Source organism: Hyalangium gracile (assembly GCF_020103725.1).
Classification (GTDB): domain Bacteria; phylum Myxococcota; class Myxococcia; order Myxococcales; family Myxococcaceae; genus Hyalangium; species Hyalangium gracile.
Map to the genome: position 1 here is coordinate 113,466 of NZ_JAHXBG010000027.1, position 17,728 is coordinate 131,193.

16 protein-coding genes are annotated in these 17,728 nt (G+C 70.9%); 2 read left to right on the forward strand and 14 right to left on the reverse strand.

Annotation, left to right across the window (positions count from 1 at the left end):
* Window positions 1-15 precede the first annotated feature (15 nt).
* The 5 genes from KY572_RS38060 to KY572_RS38080 all read right to left on the reverse strand — a co-directional run bounded on the left by KY572_RS38060 (window position 16) and on the right by KY572_RS38080 (window position 4,723).
* On the reverse strand, window positions 16-309 hold the full coding sequence (locus KY572_RS38060) for a hypothetical protein (protein WP_224248628.1): 294 nt from the start codon (window positions 307-309) through the stop codon (window positions 16-18).
* Between the two features lie 113 nt (window positions 310-422).
* Window positions 423-1,730, reverse strand: coding sequence for an ABC1 kinase family protein (locus KY572_RS38065; protein WP_224248629.1), 1,308 nt, complete (start codon window positions 1,728-1,730; stop codon window positions 423-425).
* Between the two features lie 176 nt (window positions 1,731-1,906).
* Window positions 1,907-2,161 (reverse strand): hypothetical protein, encoded by a 255-nt coding sequence (locus KY572_RS38070; protein WP_224248630.1) that lies wholly within the window; start codon window positions 2,159-2,161, stop codon window positions 1,907-1,909.
* 68 nt (window positions 2,162-2,229) lie between these two features.
* A complete protein-coding gene (locus KY572_RS38075) occupies window positions 2,230-3,786 on the reverse strand; it encodes a serine/threonine-protein kinase (RefSeq protein WP_224248631.1) in 1,557 nt (518 codons plus the stop codon).
* Between the two features lie 22 nt (window positions 3,787-3,808).
* Window positions 3,809-4,723 carry a DUF2381 family protein gene (locus KY572_RS38080; RefSeq protein WP_224248632.1) on the reverse strand — a complete coding sequence of 305 codons (915 nt, stop codon included), beginning with the start codon at window positions 4,721-4,723 and terminating at the stop codon, window positions 3,809-3,811.
* A gap of 71 nt (window positions 4,724-4,794) precedes the next feature.
* Between KY572_RS38080 and KY572_RS38085 the strand changes: the two genes are divergently transcribed.
* Window positions 4,795-5,154, forward strand: coding sequence for an MDR/zinc-dependent alcohol dehydrogenase-like family protein (locus KY572_RS38085; protein ID WP_224248633.1), 360 nt, complete (start codon window positions 4,795-4,797; stop codon window positions 5,152-5,154).
* Window positions 5,155-5,205: 51 nt separating this feature from the next.
* On the opposite strand, the gene KY572_RS38090 is transcribed toward KY572_RS38085, so the two are convergent.
* Window positions 5,206-6,213 (reverse strand): SDR family oxidoreductase, encoded by a 1,008-nt coding sequence (locus KY572_RS38090; RefSeq protein WP_317987952.1) that lies wholly within the window; start codon window positions 6,211-6,213, stop codon window positions 5,206-5,208.
* A gap of 338 nt (window positions 6,214-6,551) precedes the next feature.
* Between KY572_RS38090 and KY572_RS38095 the strand changes: the two genes are divergently transcribed.
* Window positions 6,552-9,092, forward strand: a complete 2,541-nt coding sequence (locus tag KY572_RS38095) for a sensor histidine kinase (protein ID WP_224248634.1) — start codon at window positions 6,552-6,554, stop codon at window positions 9,090-9,092.
* Between the two features lie 51 nt (window positions 9,093-9,143).
* Here the strand turns inward: KY572_RS38095 and KY572_RS38100 are convergent, their stop codons facing one another.
* From KY572_RS38100 to KY572_RS38140, 8 genes are all read right to left on the reverse strand, one after another.
* Window positions 9,144-11,027 (reverse strand): protein kinase domain-containing protein, encoded by a 1,884-nt coding sequence (locus KY572_RS38100; protein WP_224248635.1) that lies wholly within the window; start codon window positions 11,025-11,027, stop codon window positions 9,144-9,146.
* 271 nt (window positions 11,028-11,298) lie between these two features.
* Complete coding sequence (locus KY572_RS38105) at window positions 11,299-13,503, reverse strand: ATP-binding protein (protein WP_263452324.1); 2,205 nt, start codon at window positions 13,501-13,503, stop codon at window positions 11,299-11,301.
* 185 nt (window positions 13,504-13,688) lie between these two features.
* Window positions 13,689-13,961: a DUF5985 family protein gene (locus KY572_RS38115; protein ID WP_224248636.1), complete on the reverse strand. Its 273-nt coding sequence runs from the start codon at window positions 13,959-13,961 to the stop codon at window positions 13,689-13,691.
* Between the two features lie 14 nt (window positions 13,962-13,975).
* On the reverse strand, window positions 13,976-14,233 hold the full coding sequence (locus KY572_RS38120; RefSeq protein WP_224248637.1) for a DUF5985 family protein: 258 nt from the start codon (window positions 14,231-14,233) through the stop codon (window positions 13,976-13,978).
* Window positions 14,226-14,627 (reverse strand): hypothetical protein, encoded by a 402-nt coding sequence (locus KY572_RS38125; RefSeq protein ID WP_224248638.1) that lies wholly within the window; start codon window positions 14,625-14,627, stop codon window positions 14,226-14,228. Before KY572_RS38125 ends, KY572_RS38120 begins: the two co-directional genes overlap by 8 nt.
* Before the next feature lie 64 nt (window positions 14,628-14,691).
* A complete protein-coding gene (locus KY572_RS38130) occupies window positions 14,692-16,368 on the reverse strand; it encodes a hybrid sensor histidine kinase/response regulator (protein WP_224248639.1) in 1,677 nt (558 codons plus the stop codon).
* Window positions 16,365-16,907 (reverse strand): chemotaxis protein CheB, encoded by a 543-nt coding sequence (locus tag KY572_RS38135; RefSeq protein WP_224248640.1) that lies wholly within the window; start codon window positions 16,905-16,907, stop codon window positions 16,365-16,367. The genes KY572_RS38130 and KY572_RS38135 overlap by 4 nt, the downstream gene beginning before the upstream one ends.
* On the reverse strand, window positions 16,904-17,728 hold the full coding sequence (locus tag KY572_RS38140) for a CheR family methyltransferase (protein ID WP_224248658.1): 825 nt from the start codon (window positions 17,726-17,728) through the stop codon (window positions 16,904-16,906). The genes KY572_RS38135 and KY572_RS38140 overlap by 4 nt, the downstream gene beginning before the upstream one ends.

Sequence of the window (17,728 nt, forward strand, 5' to 3'; positions counted from 1 at the left end):
TCTATGCCCATCCGCTCATGGGGTGGACGGTGTGGCCTCCCGTCCATCCGGGGTCGGCGCTTCGAGCCGGTGGATGAGGAGGGTGCGCGCCGTGGCATCGACCACGAAGTGCACGCGCATCCCCCTCACGGCGGTGACGAAGCCGTCCTCTTCACGAGCCAGCAGCCGAGGCAGCCGCTCGGGCGAGCTCGCCCTCACCAGCAGGGCGAGGTTCTCCAGGTGCGTCTCCAGGTGCACCCGCAGCTCGGGGGGCAGCACCTGGAAGCGCCTGCTTGCGGCACGTGTGTAGAGGAGACGGGGATGCCTCATGCGGTGGCCTCTGCCTCTGGAAGCTAGGCACGAGGCCGCCGGCCTGGACGTGAGCAGAGACGAGCATGCGGCCGAGCGCTCCGTCTCCACGCCGCTCAGGCGAGGTCCGAGGCTCAGCTCAGCAGATCGGCCACTTCCTGGTAGACGCGGCGGAAGTCCCCACTGGCGGCGATGAGCCTCAGGTTCTGCGCCAGCCCGCCGGTGGAGCGGAAGAACATGATGGCCTCGGCGGGCGGGCGGATCTTCAGGAAGCGGGCCGCGTTCTTGGCGAAGTGGCGCTTCATGTCGCGGCTGATCTCGCAGGTGGCGAAGTCGTACGCGTGCGAGCGCATGGGCCGGCCGACGATGCGGAGCACCTCGTGGATGAGCTCCTCGGCCTCGGCCTCGGGCAGCTCCAGGGTGAAGCCCACCTCGAGGCTCAGGGGGAGGATGTCCAGGGGCTGGAGGTTCACGGCCTGGATGAACATGCGCCGGTTGGCGTCCACGAAGCGCTCGGAGAAGCTCTTGATGGAGCCGAAGTCCAGCAGGCCGAGCCGCCCGTCCTTCATCACCATGAAGTTGCCGGGGTGGGGGTCAGCGTGGATCTCCCCGGCGCAGAAGAAGGGCCCGTAGATGGCGCGGATGAGCTGGCGTGCGACGCGGAAGCGCTCCTCGGGGGGAGGCTCCGTCACCACCCAGTCCTTGAGCGTCTGGCCCTCGAGCAGCTCGAGGGTGAGCACGCGCTCGGCGGTGCGCTCGGAGATGACGTCGGGCACCTTGAGGTCCGGCAGCCGGGAGACGCTCTGGGCGAAGCCGCGGCACAGCTGGGCCTCGCGCTGGTAGTCGAGCTCCAGGAGGAACTCCTCGCGCACTTCCTGGAAGTAGGCGGTGCCATCCATGGCCTTGGACGCCTTGGAGACGGTCTTCACCACCATGCCGAGGCTGTCGAGGTCTCCCTGCAGGGAGTCGCCGACGCCGGGGTACTGCACCTTCACCACGACGGAGCGACCGTCCTCGAGCACGGCGCGGTGCACCTGTCCGAGCGAGGCGGCCGCGAGCGGCTGCTTGTCGAACTCGCGGAAGAGGGCCTCTGGGGGCGCGCCCAGCTCCTCGCGGATGACGCGGGCCACGGTGTCGTAGCCCATGGCGGGGGCCTGGTTCTGGAGGCGGGCGAGGACCTGGCGCACCTCGGGGGTGAGCAGGTCCGGGTCCATGGAGACGGCCTGGCCGAACTTCATGGCGGCGCCCTTGAGGTCTCCCAGGGTGGCGACGAGCTTCTCGGCCATGCCCTTGGTGAGCAGCTCCGAGTCCTGGCCGGCCAGTCGTTTGGCGCCGCTCTTGAGGGCATCGGCGCCGAGCTGGGCGGACAGCCCGGCCAGCTTGCGCAGCCGGGTGAAGCGGCCCTGGGGTGGGAGCTTGTCGTCTGAGTCCGAGGAGGCCATGGGATGGAGATGATTAACGAGGAGGCGGTCGCCGGACGCAAGTCATGACGACGCTTTGCCTGGACGCCCCCCAGCCAGCCGTCCGGATGGCCCGGAGGTATCATGGGGCCATGAACATGGCGAAGCGCTGGCCGTCGCTTGAGCTCCCTCGGAACAGGCCGCTCTACATGCCGCGCTCAATGCCACCGCTCCACCGCCCGCCCGTTGACTTCCTTCGCGCCCACCGCGTGGCCGGGCTTCGAGCCCTCCCGCTTGTCCAGGCCTAGAGTGTTCCCGTTGACCAGCTCCACACAGATGGGCACGGAGCGCCCGTCCGGAAGGATGGCACGGCGATAGCGGCCGTAGATGCGATCCCCCGTCGTCCACAGGTGCCCCTCCAGTCGTGTCCCCTCCGGGGCTTTGCCCTCGTCCATGACAAGCGCCCCCGTCACGGGGCCGTCCTTGAACACCGTGTGAGCGTCCCCGCGTTTGGGCAAAGGTTGGGGAGTACGCCCCGTGGTCACATCCACGAGGATCGCGGGTTGCGTGCCCCCCCATGTGGTCTGCGACACGCTCCAGTCCAGCTCCTTCTCCATCGCGTCCACGGCTTCCTGGGGGCACTCCTCCGGGTCCGGGCGCGGCTGCACGCCCGTGCATCCCGCTTCAACCCATGCGACGGTGAACACGAGCAGCGCGCAGCGCTGAACCTTCGAGAGCGCGCGGCGGGGGGTGGCCTTCTGTGGGGTGGGGACGCCGCGGGTGAGGGTGGGGGAATTCTCGGGCAGTGGCACGGAAGGGCTCGCCTCCTTCTGGGTAGGGAGCGGCGAGGGTAACTGAGCAGGGCGGCTTGTCGGCTTTTCGGCCAGCACTGGGGCGGGAGGGGAAGGCTCCGCTGGGGCGCTGCTGGCCACCGAGGGCACCTGCGGTTGCACGGGCCCGTGCAGCAGCGAGGTCGCCACGGCGGCCGCGAGCCCCCGAGCACCAGCAGCCCCCCGAGTGCCACATGCCCCCACTTCAGGCGCGCGCTGTGGAGCGCGCTTCTCCACGCTCCCTGCACGGCGGAGGGGTGAGCGGGGATGGGCGCCTCCTCGCTCCCGGGTGGCTCTTCCTCGACTGGCACGGGAGCCCCTTCGACGGGTTCTGGCGGGAGCTGCGCGACGACAGGATGAGGGCGGGTGTCGCGCCACTCCGGGCCCTCATACCGCTCGAAGTCCTCCAGCGGCCGCCGCGCATCCTTCGCCGTCGCGGGCCGCACCTCCAGCGACTGGTGGATCAGCATCATCGCATAGCTGCTCAGCTCCGAGGGCACGCGCCCCTGCGTCACCTTGAAGGGGGAAGGAGGAGGCACCACCCCATGGAGAGAGGGCCGATTCTTGGGGAAGTCGGCCGTTGGGTCCGTCAGCACGTCGTAGAGGTCCGCTCCGAGCGCGAAGATGTCGTCTGTCGCCTGAAAGGGATAACGCGCCTGGGGATTGAGGCGGTTCTCCCGCCAGAACTCCATCGCCTCCGGGCTGCGGTTGCGCGGCGTGCAGGGCGGCAACGGTGCATCCGTCAACTCCTCGGCCGCCGCGTAGTCCGCCGCTCCGAAGTCGATGATGACCGGCTCGCCCTGCTGGGTGACCATGATGTTTCGCAGGCTCAAGTCCCGGTGGAACACGCCCCGCGCGTGCATGTGCTCCAGCGCGTCGAACAGCTTGCGGAACAGGACGACCACCTCATGCACCGTCGGGTACGTCCGCCGCACCCACTCCCCCAGCGTGTAGCCGTCCACGAAGTCCAGGACGACGTAGAGGAAACCGGAGCGAGGCTCCCTCCAACGGCCCTGCGCCCACATGCGGATGATGTGAGGGTGTCCGAGTTTCCCGAGGCAGACCGCCTCCCGCCTCGCACGCGCGTCCGTCTGCTTCGGATCTCCGCGATTGTCCGCCTGACAGGCCACCTTGAGCGCGAAGCGCTTCCCGTCCTTCTCCACCTCGTACACAACGCCGTAGCTGCCGCCGCCGAGCTTCCGGACGATGCGCCAGCCGTCCACCCGCTGACCGGGCTTGAGGTTCGTTGGATCCATTCGCCAGAACATGCCGTGCACCTCTCGCCTGTGGCTACAGCCTGACCAGAGGAGCGGACAGACAGCGGCTCCCGTCCGCGGTGCACACCCGCAGCGAGTGCGGCTGTTGCAACCATGCTTCCGGCTTCCTCGCGGGCATCTCCACCTCGACGGCCACGCGCACCGTACCGCCTGGAGGAATGGGGGCCTGTCCCGAGAGCACCGCGCGGGCGCGGCGTGGCGCCCCTCCTGCCGCGGGCGTGACTTCGGCCCACGCGGGCGCCCATGCTTCCTCCCCAAGGTTGTTGCCTTCGAAGACAATCACCGTCCACGTCGACGCCGCGAGCCCCTGGCACCGGGCGGCGCGAAACCCGCCTTCCCACTCGCGGCACGCCTCCCAGGAGTTGCCAACCTGCACGCCGTCCGCGTTCACGAGCCCCGCGAGCGCCACGGCGGCCGGGCTCACCACCGGGGGCCGCGCTTTCCACTCCTCCAACTCCTTGGCTTGTGCGTCGCACCGCTCGCGCGTGGCAGCCAGCTCCACGTGGCACGCCTCCACCGCCTGCTGCGGGCGGCGCACGTTGACCACGGTGTCCACCGTGCCGGGCTGGCCGGTGAGCAGGAAGATAACGCTTTGGGGGGAGCCCTCTCGGTAGGTGAAGCGCAGCGCCAGCCGCTCCCTGGGCCCCAGCGGCATGGCCAGCAGCAGCGTGATGCCCTCGTTGCTCGGATCGACTCTGGCGAAGCGGGCGCGGCCCTCCACCTGGACAGACTCACGCACAATCGGCGCATCCAGCAGGATGAGGGTGGGAACATCGGGCGAGAGGTAGAGCAGGGGCGCTTCACCCGCGTTGCCCAGCAGAACGATGGAGCGGGGAGAGGCAGCCCCCGCGGGCGCGGCCAGAGCCATAGCGGCAAGGCCCACCAGCAGGGAGGCGGACGCAAAAGGCGGGAGGGACGGTAGGAGCAAGACGAGGGGACCTCACGGGTAGTCCCTCACCCTAGCAGACGAGCGCGGAGCGTCCGCGTCAAGCGACCCAGGTGCTCGAGCAGCTCGTGGAGCTCATCAACCCCACCGGCACGCTGGGCATCGTGGGCGTCTACATGGCGCCGGATCCGGGCGCGGCGGACGAGGCCGCGAAGCAGGGACAGTTCCCGCTGCCCTGGGGCAAGGTGTTCGACAAGGCCCTCACCATCGGCACCGGGCAGTGCCCGGTGAAGCGCTACAACCTGTTCCTGCGCGACCTCATCATCGCCGGCCGGGCCCGCCCCAGCTTCATCGTCAGCCACCGGCTGCCGCTCGAGGAGGCCGCGAGCGCCTATCGCAAGTTCGACGAGCGCCGGGACGGCTACACCAAGGTCATCCTCAAGCCCGGCCAGCGCCCCAGCGCGCGCGCCTGAGGCGAGCCTCGTCCGCCTGGGAGCGCGCGCACGGGTGCGCTCCCCGCCCGCTCAGGGGTTGCCGCCGCCGCCGGAGGCGCCGTAGATCTGCCCGGTGGTGTAGCTCGCCGAGGGGCTCGCGAGCTCGACGTAGACGGTCGCGAGCTCCGCGGGCTGGCCGGGGCGGCCCATGGGCGTGCTCTTGCCGAACTGGGTGAGCTTCTCCTGCGGCTGTCCCCCCGTCACCTGGAGGGGCGTCCAGAAGGGGCCCGGCGCCACGCCGTTCACGCGGATGCCCTGTTTGGCCAGCTGCTTGGCGAGGACCTTGGTGAAGATGACGATCCCGCTCTTGGTCATCGAATAGTCGAGCAGGTTCTCGGGCGGCTCATACGCGACCACGGAGGCGGTGTTGATGATCGCCGCGCCCGGCTTGAGGTGAGGCAGGGCCGCCTTGGTGATCCAGAACATCGCGTAGAGGTTCGTCTTGAGGGTCCAGTCGAACTGCTCGGTGGAGATGTCGAGCAGGGAGTCGTGGCTCTGCTGTCGGGCGGCGTTGTTGACGAGGATGTCGAGCCCGCCGAGCTTGCTCACGGCGTCGGAGACGAGCTTGCGGCAGAAGGCCTCGTTGCGGATGTCGCCGGGCAGCGCCACCGCCTTGCGGCCCGCGGCCTTGATGAGCTCCACCACCTCCTGCGCGTCAGGCTCCTCCGGGGGGAGGTAGTTGATCGCGACGTCCGCGCCCTCGCGCGCATAGGCAATCGCGGCGGCGCGGCCGATGCCGGAGTCCCCACCGGTGATGAGCGCCCTGCGGCCGGTGAGGCGGCCACAGCCCTTGTAGCTCTTCTCCCCATGGTCCGGCCGGGGCTGCATCTTGCTCGTGAGGCCCGGCCAGGGTTGCGACTGGGCGGGGAACGGAGGCATCGGATACAGGGTGACGGGGTTCTGGAGCGGCCCGGCGGGAGCAGGCGGCGTGCCTCCGTCCTGGGCCAGCGCTGGCGTGGCGAACACAGCGGCGATTCCGGTGGCCATCCCCCCGACGACCTGACGGCGGGAAGGGGCGTTGTTCTCTTCCGAGTCCATGGCTCTGCCTCCTATGAGAGGCGTCGGACCTAGAGGGGGGCGCTCCGCGAAGGAAGGAGCTTCTCTTCGGCGGACGTCGATGTGGCGGCTCACGAACAGCCCTTCACCCGTCCCGTTCGCGCCAGCACGGCAGGACCGTCGGGCAGCGCACGCTCGGCCTCTCGCTGGCCTGCCTGCTATGCGATACATGGCTAGAAGCCCCAAGCCCCGTCCTCTGTTACTTCATGCCGACGTCGGGCTCACGGGGACACGGCGGGGTCCGAGCTTCGAGGACACGATGTCTGGCAAGCCATCCCGCCTACCGTTTCCTTCCTTCGCCGCCTCACTGCGAGCTCGCCATGTCTTCCCCGTCCTCTCCTGACTTCCAGCAGCTCTTCGAGAAGTGTCCGGGCCTGTACCTGATCGCCCTGCCGGACGCGGACTTCACCCTGGTCGCGGTGAGTGATGCCTACCTGAGCGCCACGATGGCGACTCGCGAGGGCATCCTCGGCCGGCCCCTCTTCGAGGTGTTCCCCGACAACCCGGCGGACCCCAGCGCAACGGGCGTGCGCAACCTGCGCGCCTCGCTCGAGCGGGCGCGGGCCACCCGCTCGGCTGACACCATGGCCGTGCAGAAGTACGACATCCGGCGTCCCGCGGCCGAAGGGGGCGGTTTCGAGGAGCGGTATTGGAGCCCCATCAACCTCCCCGTCCTGTCTCCCGAGGGCGCGGTGCGCTACCTCCTCCACCGCGTGGAGGACGTGACGGACTCCGTGCGCCTGGCCCGCCGGGGCGACGACGAGCGAGAGCGCACGACGGCCCTCCAGAGCCGGAACCTGGAGGTGGAGTTGCCGCGCCGGAGTCAGGAGCTCCAGACCGCCAACCAGGAGCTGCGTGAGGCGCTGCGGGCGCGCGACGAGGCGCTGGCCCAAGCCTCCCAGGCCCGCGCGGAGGCCGAGCGTCAGCGCGCCTGGCTCCATTCGCTGTTCATGCAGGCACCCACGGCCATCGCCATCTTCCGGGGGCCTCGGTACATCATCGAGCTGGCCAGTCACCTGATGTGCCGCATCTGGGGCCGCCACCCCGAGCAGGTGCTCGGCAAGCCCCTCTTCGAAGCGCTGCCCGAGGCCGCGGACCAGGGATTCGAGGAGCTGCTCGATGGGGTGCTCGCCACCGGAGAGCCCTACGTTGGAAGGGAGCTTCCCGCGAGGCTGGCCCGCCTGGAAGGAGGTGCCCTCGAGGACGTGCTCTTCAACTTCGTCTACGAGCCCATGCGCGACAGCCAGGGGCACGTGGAGGGCGTCATCGCCGTCGCCTCGGACGTGACCGAGCAGGTGCGGGCGCGACGGCAGACGGAGGCGCTCGCCGCCGAGGAGCTCCGCACCGCCGAGGAGCGGCTGCGCCTGGCCACGGAGGCCATGGGGCTGGGAACGTGGGACATGAACCTCACCACGGACACTCTGGTGTGCGACGAGCGCATGTGCGCTCTCTTCGGGCTGCCAGCGAGCGCCCCCGTCCTCGTGGCTCCTTCCACCCTGTTCTCACGCGTCCATCCCGAGGATTGCGAGCACCTGGAGCGGCTCACACGGGAGGCATTGGCACCTGGCGGCACGGGTGGCTTCGCATGCGAGTGCCGTGTCGCCCCCGGAGAGGGCCAGGAGGAGCGGTGGGTCTGCATGCAGGGCCGGGTTCACCTCGACGCGACGGGGCGTCCCGTGCGCTTCCTGGGCACGGGCCAGGACATCACCGGGCGCAAGCGCGCCGCGGCGCAGCTGGCGCGCAACACGGCCATTCTCCAGGCCATACTCCAGAGCATTCCGGATGCCCTGTACGTGGGCGATGCCACCGGCATCAAGCAGGCCAACGCCGCGGCCTTGGAGATGCTGGGGTTCGGCTCGCTGGAGGAGCTGAACCAGAACGTCGCGCTCCTGGGGGAGCGTCTTCAAAACCGCTCCATCGAGGACGGCCACCGGCTCACGCTGGAGGAGGAGCCGTTCATGCGGGCCTTTCACGGGCAGCCGACCGTTCAAGAGGTGCGCACCCGCCACCTCGTGACGGGCAGGGAGCTGGTGGTGCGCTGCGCCGCCGCCCCCGTCCGTGTCGGGGACGAAATCGTGGGAGCCGTCGCCGTCAACACCGACGTGACCGAGCGCAAGCAGGCCGAGGCGGAGCTGCAGCAGGCCGCGGAGTTCCGCGAGCGCTTCATCGGCATCGTCTCCCATGATCTGCGCAACCCGCTCAACGCCATCCTCCTCTCCGCCAACGCGCTGATGCGCTCCGACTGCGTGCTCCAGCAGCACTTGAAGAGCGTGCGGCGTATCGCCACCAGCGCCGAGCGCATGGGGCGGATGATCTCGGACCTGCTCGACTTCACGCGCGGAAGGCTGGGCGGAGGCATTCCCATCAGCTCCCGCCCGGCCCATCTGCGCTCCATCTGCCAGCAGGTGCTGGAGGAGCTGGGGGCCGGCAACGCCCAGCGGGAGCTGCGGCTGAGGACGCAAGGCGATCTCCGGGGCGAGTGGGACTCCGACCGGCTGGCCCAGCTGCTCGGCAACCTGGGCAAGAACGCGCTGGACTACAGCCCCGAGGACAGCCCGGTGGACTTCGTGGCGAGGGACGAGGGGGACACCGTGTGCGTGGAGGTCCACAACGGAGGCCCCCCCATTCCGGAGGACCTGCTCCCGCACATCTTCGAGCCCTTCCGGCGGTCCACGGACGACGGCCATCCGACATCCGGGCTGGGCCTGGGCCTGTTCATCGTCCAGCAGATCGCCCGGGCGCACGGGGGCCGGGTCGAGGTGAGCTCCACCGAGGCGGAGGGGACCACCTTCGCCGTGCGGCTGCCGCGCTCCGCCCCCATCCCGGAAGCGCAGGCCCGCCCCATGGCGGCCGCGCGCTAGGCCGTCCGGTCCGAGGGCCTGGGCGACGGCCCGGCTCCTGGCGCGAAGCGCTCAGCGCCCCATCGCTTCCGAGGAAGGCGGCGTGCTGCGCAGCCGGGCCCGCACCGTGCGCCAGCGCTTGAGCGCCTCCAGGTGGAGCGGATCCACCCGCAGCGCCGCCTCGTACGAGCGCAACGCCTCCGCGAGCTTGCCCTGCGCGGCGAACGCATCCCCCGTGGCCAGGTGCAGCGTCGCGTGCCCCTCCGGCACGCGGTTGCGCGCCAGGAAGCGCCGGCGGCACTCCTCCAGCGCCGTCACCGTCAGCCCCGCCGACAGGCACCGCTGCACGCCCTCCAGGTTGCGCAGCTCCGCGTCATACTCCGCCCGGCGCTCCGGGTGACTCAGCACCTGGAACGCCTCCGCCACACGCTCCAGCGCTCGCTCCGCCCGCGCCCGCTGGCTCGGAGCCAGCGTCAGCTTCAGCAGCGGCTCGAGCGCCAGCCGCGCCTCGCGCGCGCTCACCCGCACCGTGTCGAAGTCCGCGTCCCACGTCGTCCCCAGCACCCGGTAGTGGTCCCCCAGCAGCCGTCCCCCGAAGCGCTGCAGCACCGCCTCCGCCCGCTCGTCCTCCCGAACGTTGCTCACCGGTGGCGTCTGTGGCGCCACCCGCTCGCCCGCCAGCAGCTTCTCGAAGGCCTCCTGGAAGCCCGGCGCCGTGTCTCGCAGCTGCACCCCGAAGCCCGGCGTCATGTGCCACTGATGCGCCTGCTCCGGAGACACGTGCCGCACCACCTGCCCCGTGCACGCCAGCTCTCCCCCCGGCAGCCGCAGCAGCAGCCCCACGTCCACCAGCAGCGGTGGAGGCGGCGACTGCGTGTGCAGGAACAGCCCCGTGCGCCCCACCCGCTCGCAGCGCAGCTCCGCCGACACCGGCTCGCCGCTCACCCGCACCCGCGCCGTGAAGGACGGCGGCGGCTCCCGCTTCGGCGCCAGCGCCCCTCGCAGCGCCTCCCGCAGCTCCCCGGCCGAGGCGAAGCGATCCTCCGGCCGCTTGGCCATCGCCCGCGCCAGCACCTGGGAGAGCGCTCGCGGCACCTGGGGCCGCACCTCGTGCGCCAGGCGCGGCGCCTTCAGCAGGTGCGCCATCAGCACCTCCGCCGGATGGTTCCCCGTGAAGGGCATCCGCCCCGTCACCAGGAAGTAGCCCATCACCCCCACCGCGTACAGGTCCGTGCGCGCGTCCACCGGCAGGCCGCCGCACTGCTCGGGCGACATGAACTCCGGCGTGCCCAGCACCGCCCCATCCTGCGTGGGCGTCATCCCCGTCGGGTACGTCAGCAGCTTGGCGATGCCGAAATCCAGCAGCTTCACCCGGTGCTTGCCGTGGCTGCCCGGCACCAGGAACACGTTGGCCGGCTTGAGGTCCCGGTGCACCACGCCGTGCGCGTGCGCCGCCCCCAGCGCGTCACACACCTGCGAGAGCAGATCCACCGCCAGCGCCAGCTCCAGCGGCCCCTGCGCGAACGAGGCCAGGCTCTGCCCCTCCAGGTGCTCCATCACCAGGTACGGGCGCCCCTCCCGCATGTCCAGGTCATAGAGCGTGACGACGTTCTCGTGCTGGATCAGCGTCAGCGTGCGCGCCTCGGAGAGGAAGCGGGACACCAGCCGTCTGTCCCTCGCCAGGTGCGCGTGCAGCACCTTCACCGCCACGCGCTTCTGGATGAGCGCATGCTCGGCCAGCCACACCGTGCCCATGCCGCCGCGCCCCAGCTCGCGCACCACCTGGAAGCTGCCGAACTTCTGCCCGACGAAGGAGTCCCCCTCCTCCGCCAGCTCCGGGACCGGGCTCGGCGCGCGGCGCGGCTCCACCGCCCCACCGCTCTGACGGATGAGCGTCGGGCACTCGGCCTCGAGGTGCGGACTCGCGCAGTTGCAGACGGACGGGGACGCTTGCAAGGCAGGGTTCCGGGGCGACGCGGAGGGTCAATGTCCGGGCCCACCCACACCCGAACATGTGCACCCGATGCGACAACCGTGCCGACCCCGGCTCACACCTACCCATCACTGCAAGTGCCCCACAAGCGGCTGATCGGATTCAGATTTCGGACACTGTCCTGAATCGCTCTCCTCCCGCGGGGCAGGGAGCCATGACGGCAGCCGGTAGGAATTCCAGCCCCACCTTGGGAAGAATTTTCAGTCTTCCGGCCGGGCCGCCCGCACGCGCGCCTCAGTGCACGGCCTGCCCCAGCAGCGCGGCGACGGCCGAGACGAGCTCCTCGGAGACCAGGAGGTTGCCCTTGGCCTCCGCCAGGTCCGGCACCCGCACCGTGTCCTCCGCGCCGGGCAGGCCCTCCTGACGGGCTGGCCGCAGCGGCAGGCGGACGGTGAAGGTGGAGCCCAGGCCGGGCCCCTCGCTCGCCACCTCCACCGAGCCTCCATGCAGCTCCACCAGGTGCCGCACGATGGCCAGCCCCAGCCCCAGGCCGCCCTGCTCCCGGCCGATCTCTCCCTGGCGGAAGCGCTCGAAGACGTGGGGCAGCAGCTCGCGAGGGATGCCCTTGCCCGTGTCGCGCACCACCACCTCCACCGTGGCGCCGCGGGGGTGAGCGCTCAGCGCCACGCACCCGCCGCTGTCGGTGAACTTGATGGCGTTGGTGAGCAGGTTCCACAGCACCTGCTGCAGCCGCGTGGGGTCCGCCATCACCGTCTCGCTCAGCGGCCCCAGGTCGGCCATGAGCCGCACCCCGCGCATCTCCGCCGTGGGCCGCACGCTCTCCAGCGCCGCCTCCACCACCTCGCGCAGCGCCACCTCCTTCAGGTTCAGCAGCAGCTTGCCGCTGGTGATGCGCGAGACGTCCAGCAGATCCTCCACCAGCTGGCGCTGCACCCGGGCGTTGCGCTCGATGATGGCCAGGCCGCGGCGCCGGCCGTGCTCGTCCAGGTCGTCCCGCTTGAGCAGCATCTGCGTCCACCCGAGGATGGACGTCAGCGGCGTGCGCAGCTCGTGCGAGAGCGTGGCGAGGAACTCGTCCTTGAGGCGGTTGGCCTCCTGGGCCGCGCGCTGGGCGCGCTGGGCCTCGCCGTAGAGCAGCGCGTTGTCCATGGCCACCGCGGCGCGCCGGCCCAGCTCCTCGGCCAGGGCCAGGTCCCTGGCGTCATAGCGGTGGCGCTTGCTGGCGATGACGAAGGTGAGCACGCCGAAGTTCCGCTCGCGCGCGCGCATGGGCACGTGGATGCAGGAAGAGAAGCCCACCTCGCGCAGCAGCGCCGCGTGCTCGGCGTCCGTGGCCAGCCGCTGCAGCAGCGAGTCCGGCACGTCCAGCAGCAGCTCGGGCGTGCCGGAGTCCAGCACCCGCCCCACCCCGGACGGGCTGCCCTGCCGCGGCGGGAAGCGCCGGTGCAGCTCCAGCAGCCGCTCGGCCTTGCCGCCCTCCACGTGCGCCACCGCCACGCGCGTCAGCCGCGCGCCGGGCCGGTCCTCCTCCAGCACGTCCACCGTGCACCAGTCCGCGAAGCGCGGCACCACCAGCTGCGCCAGGCGCGTGAGCGTGGCGTGGTAGTCCAGCGAGGAGGACAGCATCACGCTGGCGTGGGACAGCAGCTGGGAGACAAGGTGGCTGCGCCGCTCGTCGTCGATGTCCGTCGCCGTGCACAGGAAGCCCCGGCACCGGTGGCCCGCGCAGGGCAGCGGCGTCACCCGCAGCCGGTACCAGCGCCAGGAGTCCTCGCTGCCCATGCGGTGCTGGGCCTCCCACGGCTGCCCGGAGCGCAGCGCCTCGCGCCACCCGGCCTCCACCACCGCCCGCTCATCCGGGTGGAGGCCCTCCAGGAAGCTGGCGCGCGGCGCGCCCGACACCCGGCCCCCCATCAGCTTCTCCCAGGCCGGGTTGCACCAGGCCTCCTCCTCATCCGTCCGCGAGGCCCACACCGCCTGCGGCATGGCCTCCAGGATGGCGCGCGCGTTCGCCTCGCTCTGGCGCAGCAGCAGCTCGCGCTCCTGCTCGCGCAGCCGCGCCTCGCGCCGGCGCAGCTGCTCCTGCCGCTGGTGCAGATCCACGAAGACGCCCACCTTGGCGCGCAGCACGTCCGGATCCAGCGGCTTGAGCAGGTAGTCCACCGCGCCCTGTGAGTAGCCCCTCAGCATCTGCCGCTCGTCGCGGTGGATGGCCGTGAGGAACAGCAGCGGCACGTGGCGGCTGCGCTCCTGGGACTTGATGAGGCGCGCCGTCTGGTAGCCGTCCAGCTCCGGCATCTGCACGTCCAGGAGGATGACGGCGAAGTCCTCCTCGGAGATGCGCTTGAGCGCCTCCGTGCCGGAGCGCGCCCGCACCAGCCGCTGCCCCAGCGGCTCGAGGGCGGCCTCCAGGGCCACCAGGTTCGCCGGGTGGTCATCCACCAGGAGGATGCTCGCGACTGGAAGTTCTTCCATCATGTCGGATACTCCCCACCCGCGGAGCGCACGGCTCTGACGACATGCGGATTGCGACTCAAACCGGCAAGTGGATCGCCCTCCGGTCCGGCGCGAATTCGCCTCCTTTCCACCCTGGTGGCAGACGAACAGGTAGGCAGCCCTGCGGAACAGGGCGCGCGAACTGTCGACTCCGCGTCACCGAGGTGTCAGGAGCTGCTACCGCGCCCTGCCCGGTTCTTGTCCCAGATGGCGTAGAGGATGAGCAGGAAGGACACCAGTCGGATGACGTAGACGTAGTGGCGCCGCTCGTCGTCCACGTCGAGCAGGGTGAGGGCCAGCCAGTTGCAGCCCATCACCACGAAGGCGAGCGAGAAGAAGGCGAAGAGCCTGTCGCGCGAGGCCCGCCAGAAGCGCAGGAAGAACAGGGCGCACGCCAGGCAGGCCATCACCAGCGCGCCGTTGATCATGGGCTTGAGCATCGCCGGCTCCTCTCCTACTGCGCGTCCCAGATGAGGCCGTAGAGCAGCGTGGCGATGCCCAGCAGCGCCAGGGAGCTGCGCAAGAGCGACAGGTCCACTCCCTGGACGACCACCAGGTCCACGAAGAGCACCATGTTGCTGATGGCCAGGGCCATGAAGCACAGCCCGCTCCACAGCAGCAGGCGCGAGCGCGAGCGGCCATACCCGCGCAGCAGCAGCACCGCGCACGCCACGCTCGTCAATGCACAGAGGATGTAGACCGCCTCAGCCATGGCCGTCGTCCTTGTCCCGCTTCAGCCGGAATGCGTCCGCGAACCCTCGCACCTTGTCGAGGGGCTTGGAGAAGATGAAGGAGATGACGCTCACCCGGCGCGTGCTGTAGGTGGCCTGCAGGTCGCCCACGTCCTGGGCGTCCTCGGAGCTGGCCGGGCCGTATCGGTAGATAGGAGGACTGCCGTCCTTCACCAGCAGCCGGCGCGCCGTCAGGTCCTCCAGGCGCGCCGTGGCGGACATCTCCGTGATGCGCAGCTCCTGGCTGACATCGCGGGCAGACCAGTCCCGCTCAGCACGCGCCCTCAGCAGGAGAAGGACTTCCAGCTTCTCGATGGAGTCGATGTGCGTCGCGATGAAGCGCTGGACCCGCGCGGGGATGACCGCGTCACTCACAGGCCCAACTTGCCCATGATGTTTGCTAAATCAACTATTCTTTTGCGGGTACGGCCCAGGATGTTCACCCCTGGGCGGCCTTGCGCCACTCGGTCGCCTGGGGCTCTCGCGTCCAGGGCAGCTGCACGCGGAAGCTCGCTCCCTGGCCAGGGTGGCTCTCCACGGTGACGGAGCCGCCCAGGCCGGTGACGATCTCGTGGACGATCCACAGCCCCAGCCCGAAGCCGCTGTAGTTGTCATGGGGGACGGCGCGCTCGAAGCGCTCGAAGATGCGGTGCCGGTCCTGCTCGCGGATGCCGATGCCCTGGTCCCTCACCTCGAGCAGGGCGTGAGCGGCCTCCTCGCGGACGCTGAGCTCCACGGGGGCCCCGGCGCCGTACTTGAGGGCGTTGGTGAGCAGGTTGGTCACCACCTGATCCACCCGGTTGCGGTCCCACTTTCCGACGACGGGGTTGTCGGCCCGCACCGTGAGCGGGCAGCCCGCGCGCGAGGCCTCCTCCCCGAAGCGCGAGGCCACCTCGCGCACCACCGCCGCCAGGTCCACCTCGGCCAGCTCGAAGTCCAGGCGGCCCGCTTTGATGCGGGAGATGTCCAGCAGGCTGTCCACCAGGTGGGCGAGCCGGCTCACGTTCTGCTCGAGCGTCTCCAGCTTCGCGACGTGCTGGGCCACGGGCACCGGCTCCTCGCCGCGTCGGAGCGCGGCGCGCAGGGCGCCCTGGATGTGGACCTTGAGCGAGGTGAGCGGTGTGCGCAGCTCGTGGCTGGCCATGGAGAGGAAGTCGTCTCGCACGCGCACCGCGCGCTGGAGGTTGCGCTCCGTCACCTGCAGGGCCGTCACGTCCAGCAGGGCCAGCAGCACCGTCTCCGGGCGGCCGTGCATGGGCGGCAGCCGGGTGGAGAAGGCCAGCGCCCCGCCCCGCCGCTCGCCCCGGCGCCACTCGACGGGCAGGCCGGAGAGCAGCTCGCCCCGGGCGGCGCGCGGTGCGGGCAGGGCCTCGTCGGGCAGGGCCTTGCCCTCGGCGTCGGTGAAGACCAGGTCCGAGTGCAGCCGCCGCGCCTCGCGGAAGAGCAGGGCGCCGTCGGCCAGCTCCTGCGCGGCGCGGTTGCTGAAGAGGATGTGGCCGGTGCCGGGCTCCAGCAGGGCCAGCGGACTGGGCAGCGCGGCCAGCACCGCCTCCAGCCACCGCTGCTGGTTGCGGCCCGTCTCCATCTCCTTGCGCAGCAGCTCCTCGCGCCACCGGGAGCGCTCCACCTCCAGGCGCTGGCGGGCCTCGGCCAGCTCCCGCTCGTGCTCGCGCCGCTCCGCCTCGCGCAGCGCCTCGGCCTGGCGGCGCAGCATCTCCGTCTTGCGGAACAGGTCCACGAAGACGCTCACCTTGGAGCGGAGGATGTCCGGCTCGTACGGCTTGAGCAGGTAGTCCACCGCGCCCACCGCGTAGGCGCGGAACTCGGGCACCTCGCCGCGCGAGAGGGCGGTGAGGAAGAGGATGGGCGTGTTGCGGCTCTTCTCGCGCTCGCGGATGAGCTGGGCCGTCTCGAAGCCGTCCATCTCCGGCATCACCACGTCCAGCAGCACCACCGCGAAGTCCTGGTGGAGCAGGTGGCGCAGCGCCTCTCGGCCGCTGCGGGCGGTGACGAGCTGCTGCCCCAGCGGGGCCAGCGTCGCCTCCAGCGCCATCAGCCCCTCGGGCTGATCGTCCACCAGCAGGATGGGGACCTTCTCCCGGGGCTGCGCGCTCACGGCTGCACCTTCATTCGAGGCGCGTGAGCCCACCGCGCCAGCCAGTTCCTCACTTCGGACAACGGCACCCGCTCCACCCCATCCACGGGCTGTCCCTCGCCCACCACGGCGACGTGCCCGCCACGAGCGCGCAGCGCGCTCATCCCCGCCCACCCGTCCTCGTGCTCGCCGAAGAGCAGGCCCGCGGCGGCCGGCCCGTAGGCGTCCGCGGCGGACTCGAAGAGCGGATCGATGGCGGGCCGCTGGCCATGCTCGGCCGGCTCGCGAGACAGGCAGAGGCTGTCGCGGTCCACGAGCAGGTGGTAGCCCGCGGGGGCCAGGTACACGCGGCCGCCCACGAGCTCTTCCTTGTCGTCCGGCTCGAGGACGGGCAGCGGACAGCGGCGCCCCAGCGGCATGGCCAGCAGGTCATGCGGGCCGCGGTGGAGCGCCAGGAGCACCGGCACGGACAGGCGCGGAGACAGCGAGGCGAGCAGCGCCTCCACCTCCGCCGAGGCGCCACGCGGCGCGCCCACCACCAGCAGCCCCAGGGGACTCATGCGGACCTCCGGTAGACGCGGCCCGTGCCTTCCAGCTGCTCGTACGCCGCCGCGTGGGGCGTACGCGCCACGGACTCCTTGCGGCCCAGGCACAGGAAGCCGAACCGGGCCAGACTCTCATAGAGGCGCTCGTGCACGCGACCGGCCAGCGAGCGGTTGAAGGACAGCAGCGTGTCGCGGCAGAGGACGACCTGGAACTCGTTGAAGGAGCCGTCCGTCGCCAGGTTGTGCTGGGTGAAGAAGATGGCGTCGCGCAGGGCCGGGTGCACCACCGCCCAGTCGCCGTCCCGCGTGTAGTAGTCCGAGAGCGAGCGCCGGCCCCCGGCCTCCTGGTAGTTGCGCACGTCCTGCTCTGTGGGCAGCGCCAGCACCCCGGAGCGCGCGTCCGCCAGCAGCCCCTCGCTGGCGTCCGAGGCATAGAGCCGGCAGCGGCCCCACAGCCCCTCCTCCATCAAGAGGATGGCCAGGGCGTAGGTGTCCTCCCCGGAGCCGCAGCCGGCGTGCCACACGCGGATGGACGGGTAGGTGCGCAGCACCGGCACCACCCGCGCCCGGAAGGCGGAGAAGAAGGCCGGCTCCGAGAAGAGGGCCTCGGGGGGACACGCCAGCGCGCGCAGCAGGCCGTCCATGGCCTCCGCGTCGTGCAGCACCTGCCCCTGGAGCGCGGAGAAGCTCTCCAGGCGCTCCTCGCGCAGGTGCCGCCGCAGCCGCCGCAGGAGCAGCGGCCGGGCGTGGTTGCGCAAGTCGAAGCCGTACCGGCGCCGCACCGCCTCGACGAGCAGCTCCAGCTCCAGCGTCTCCAGCTCCCCGCTGTCCATCAT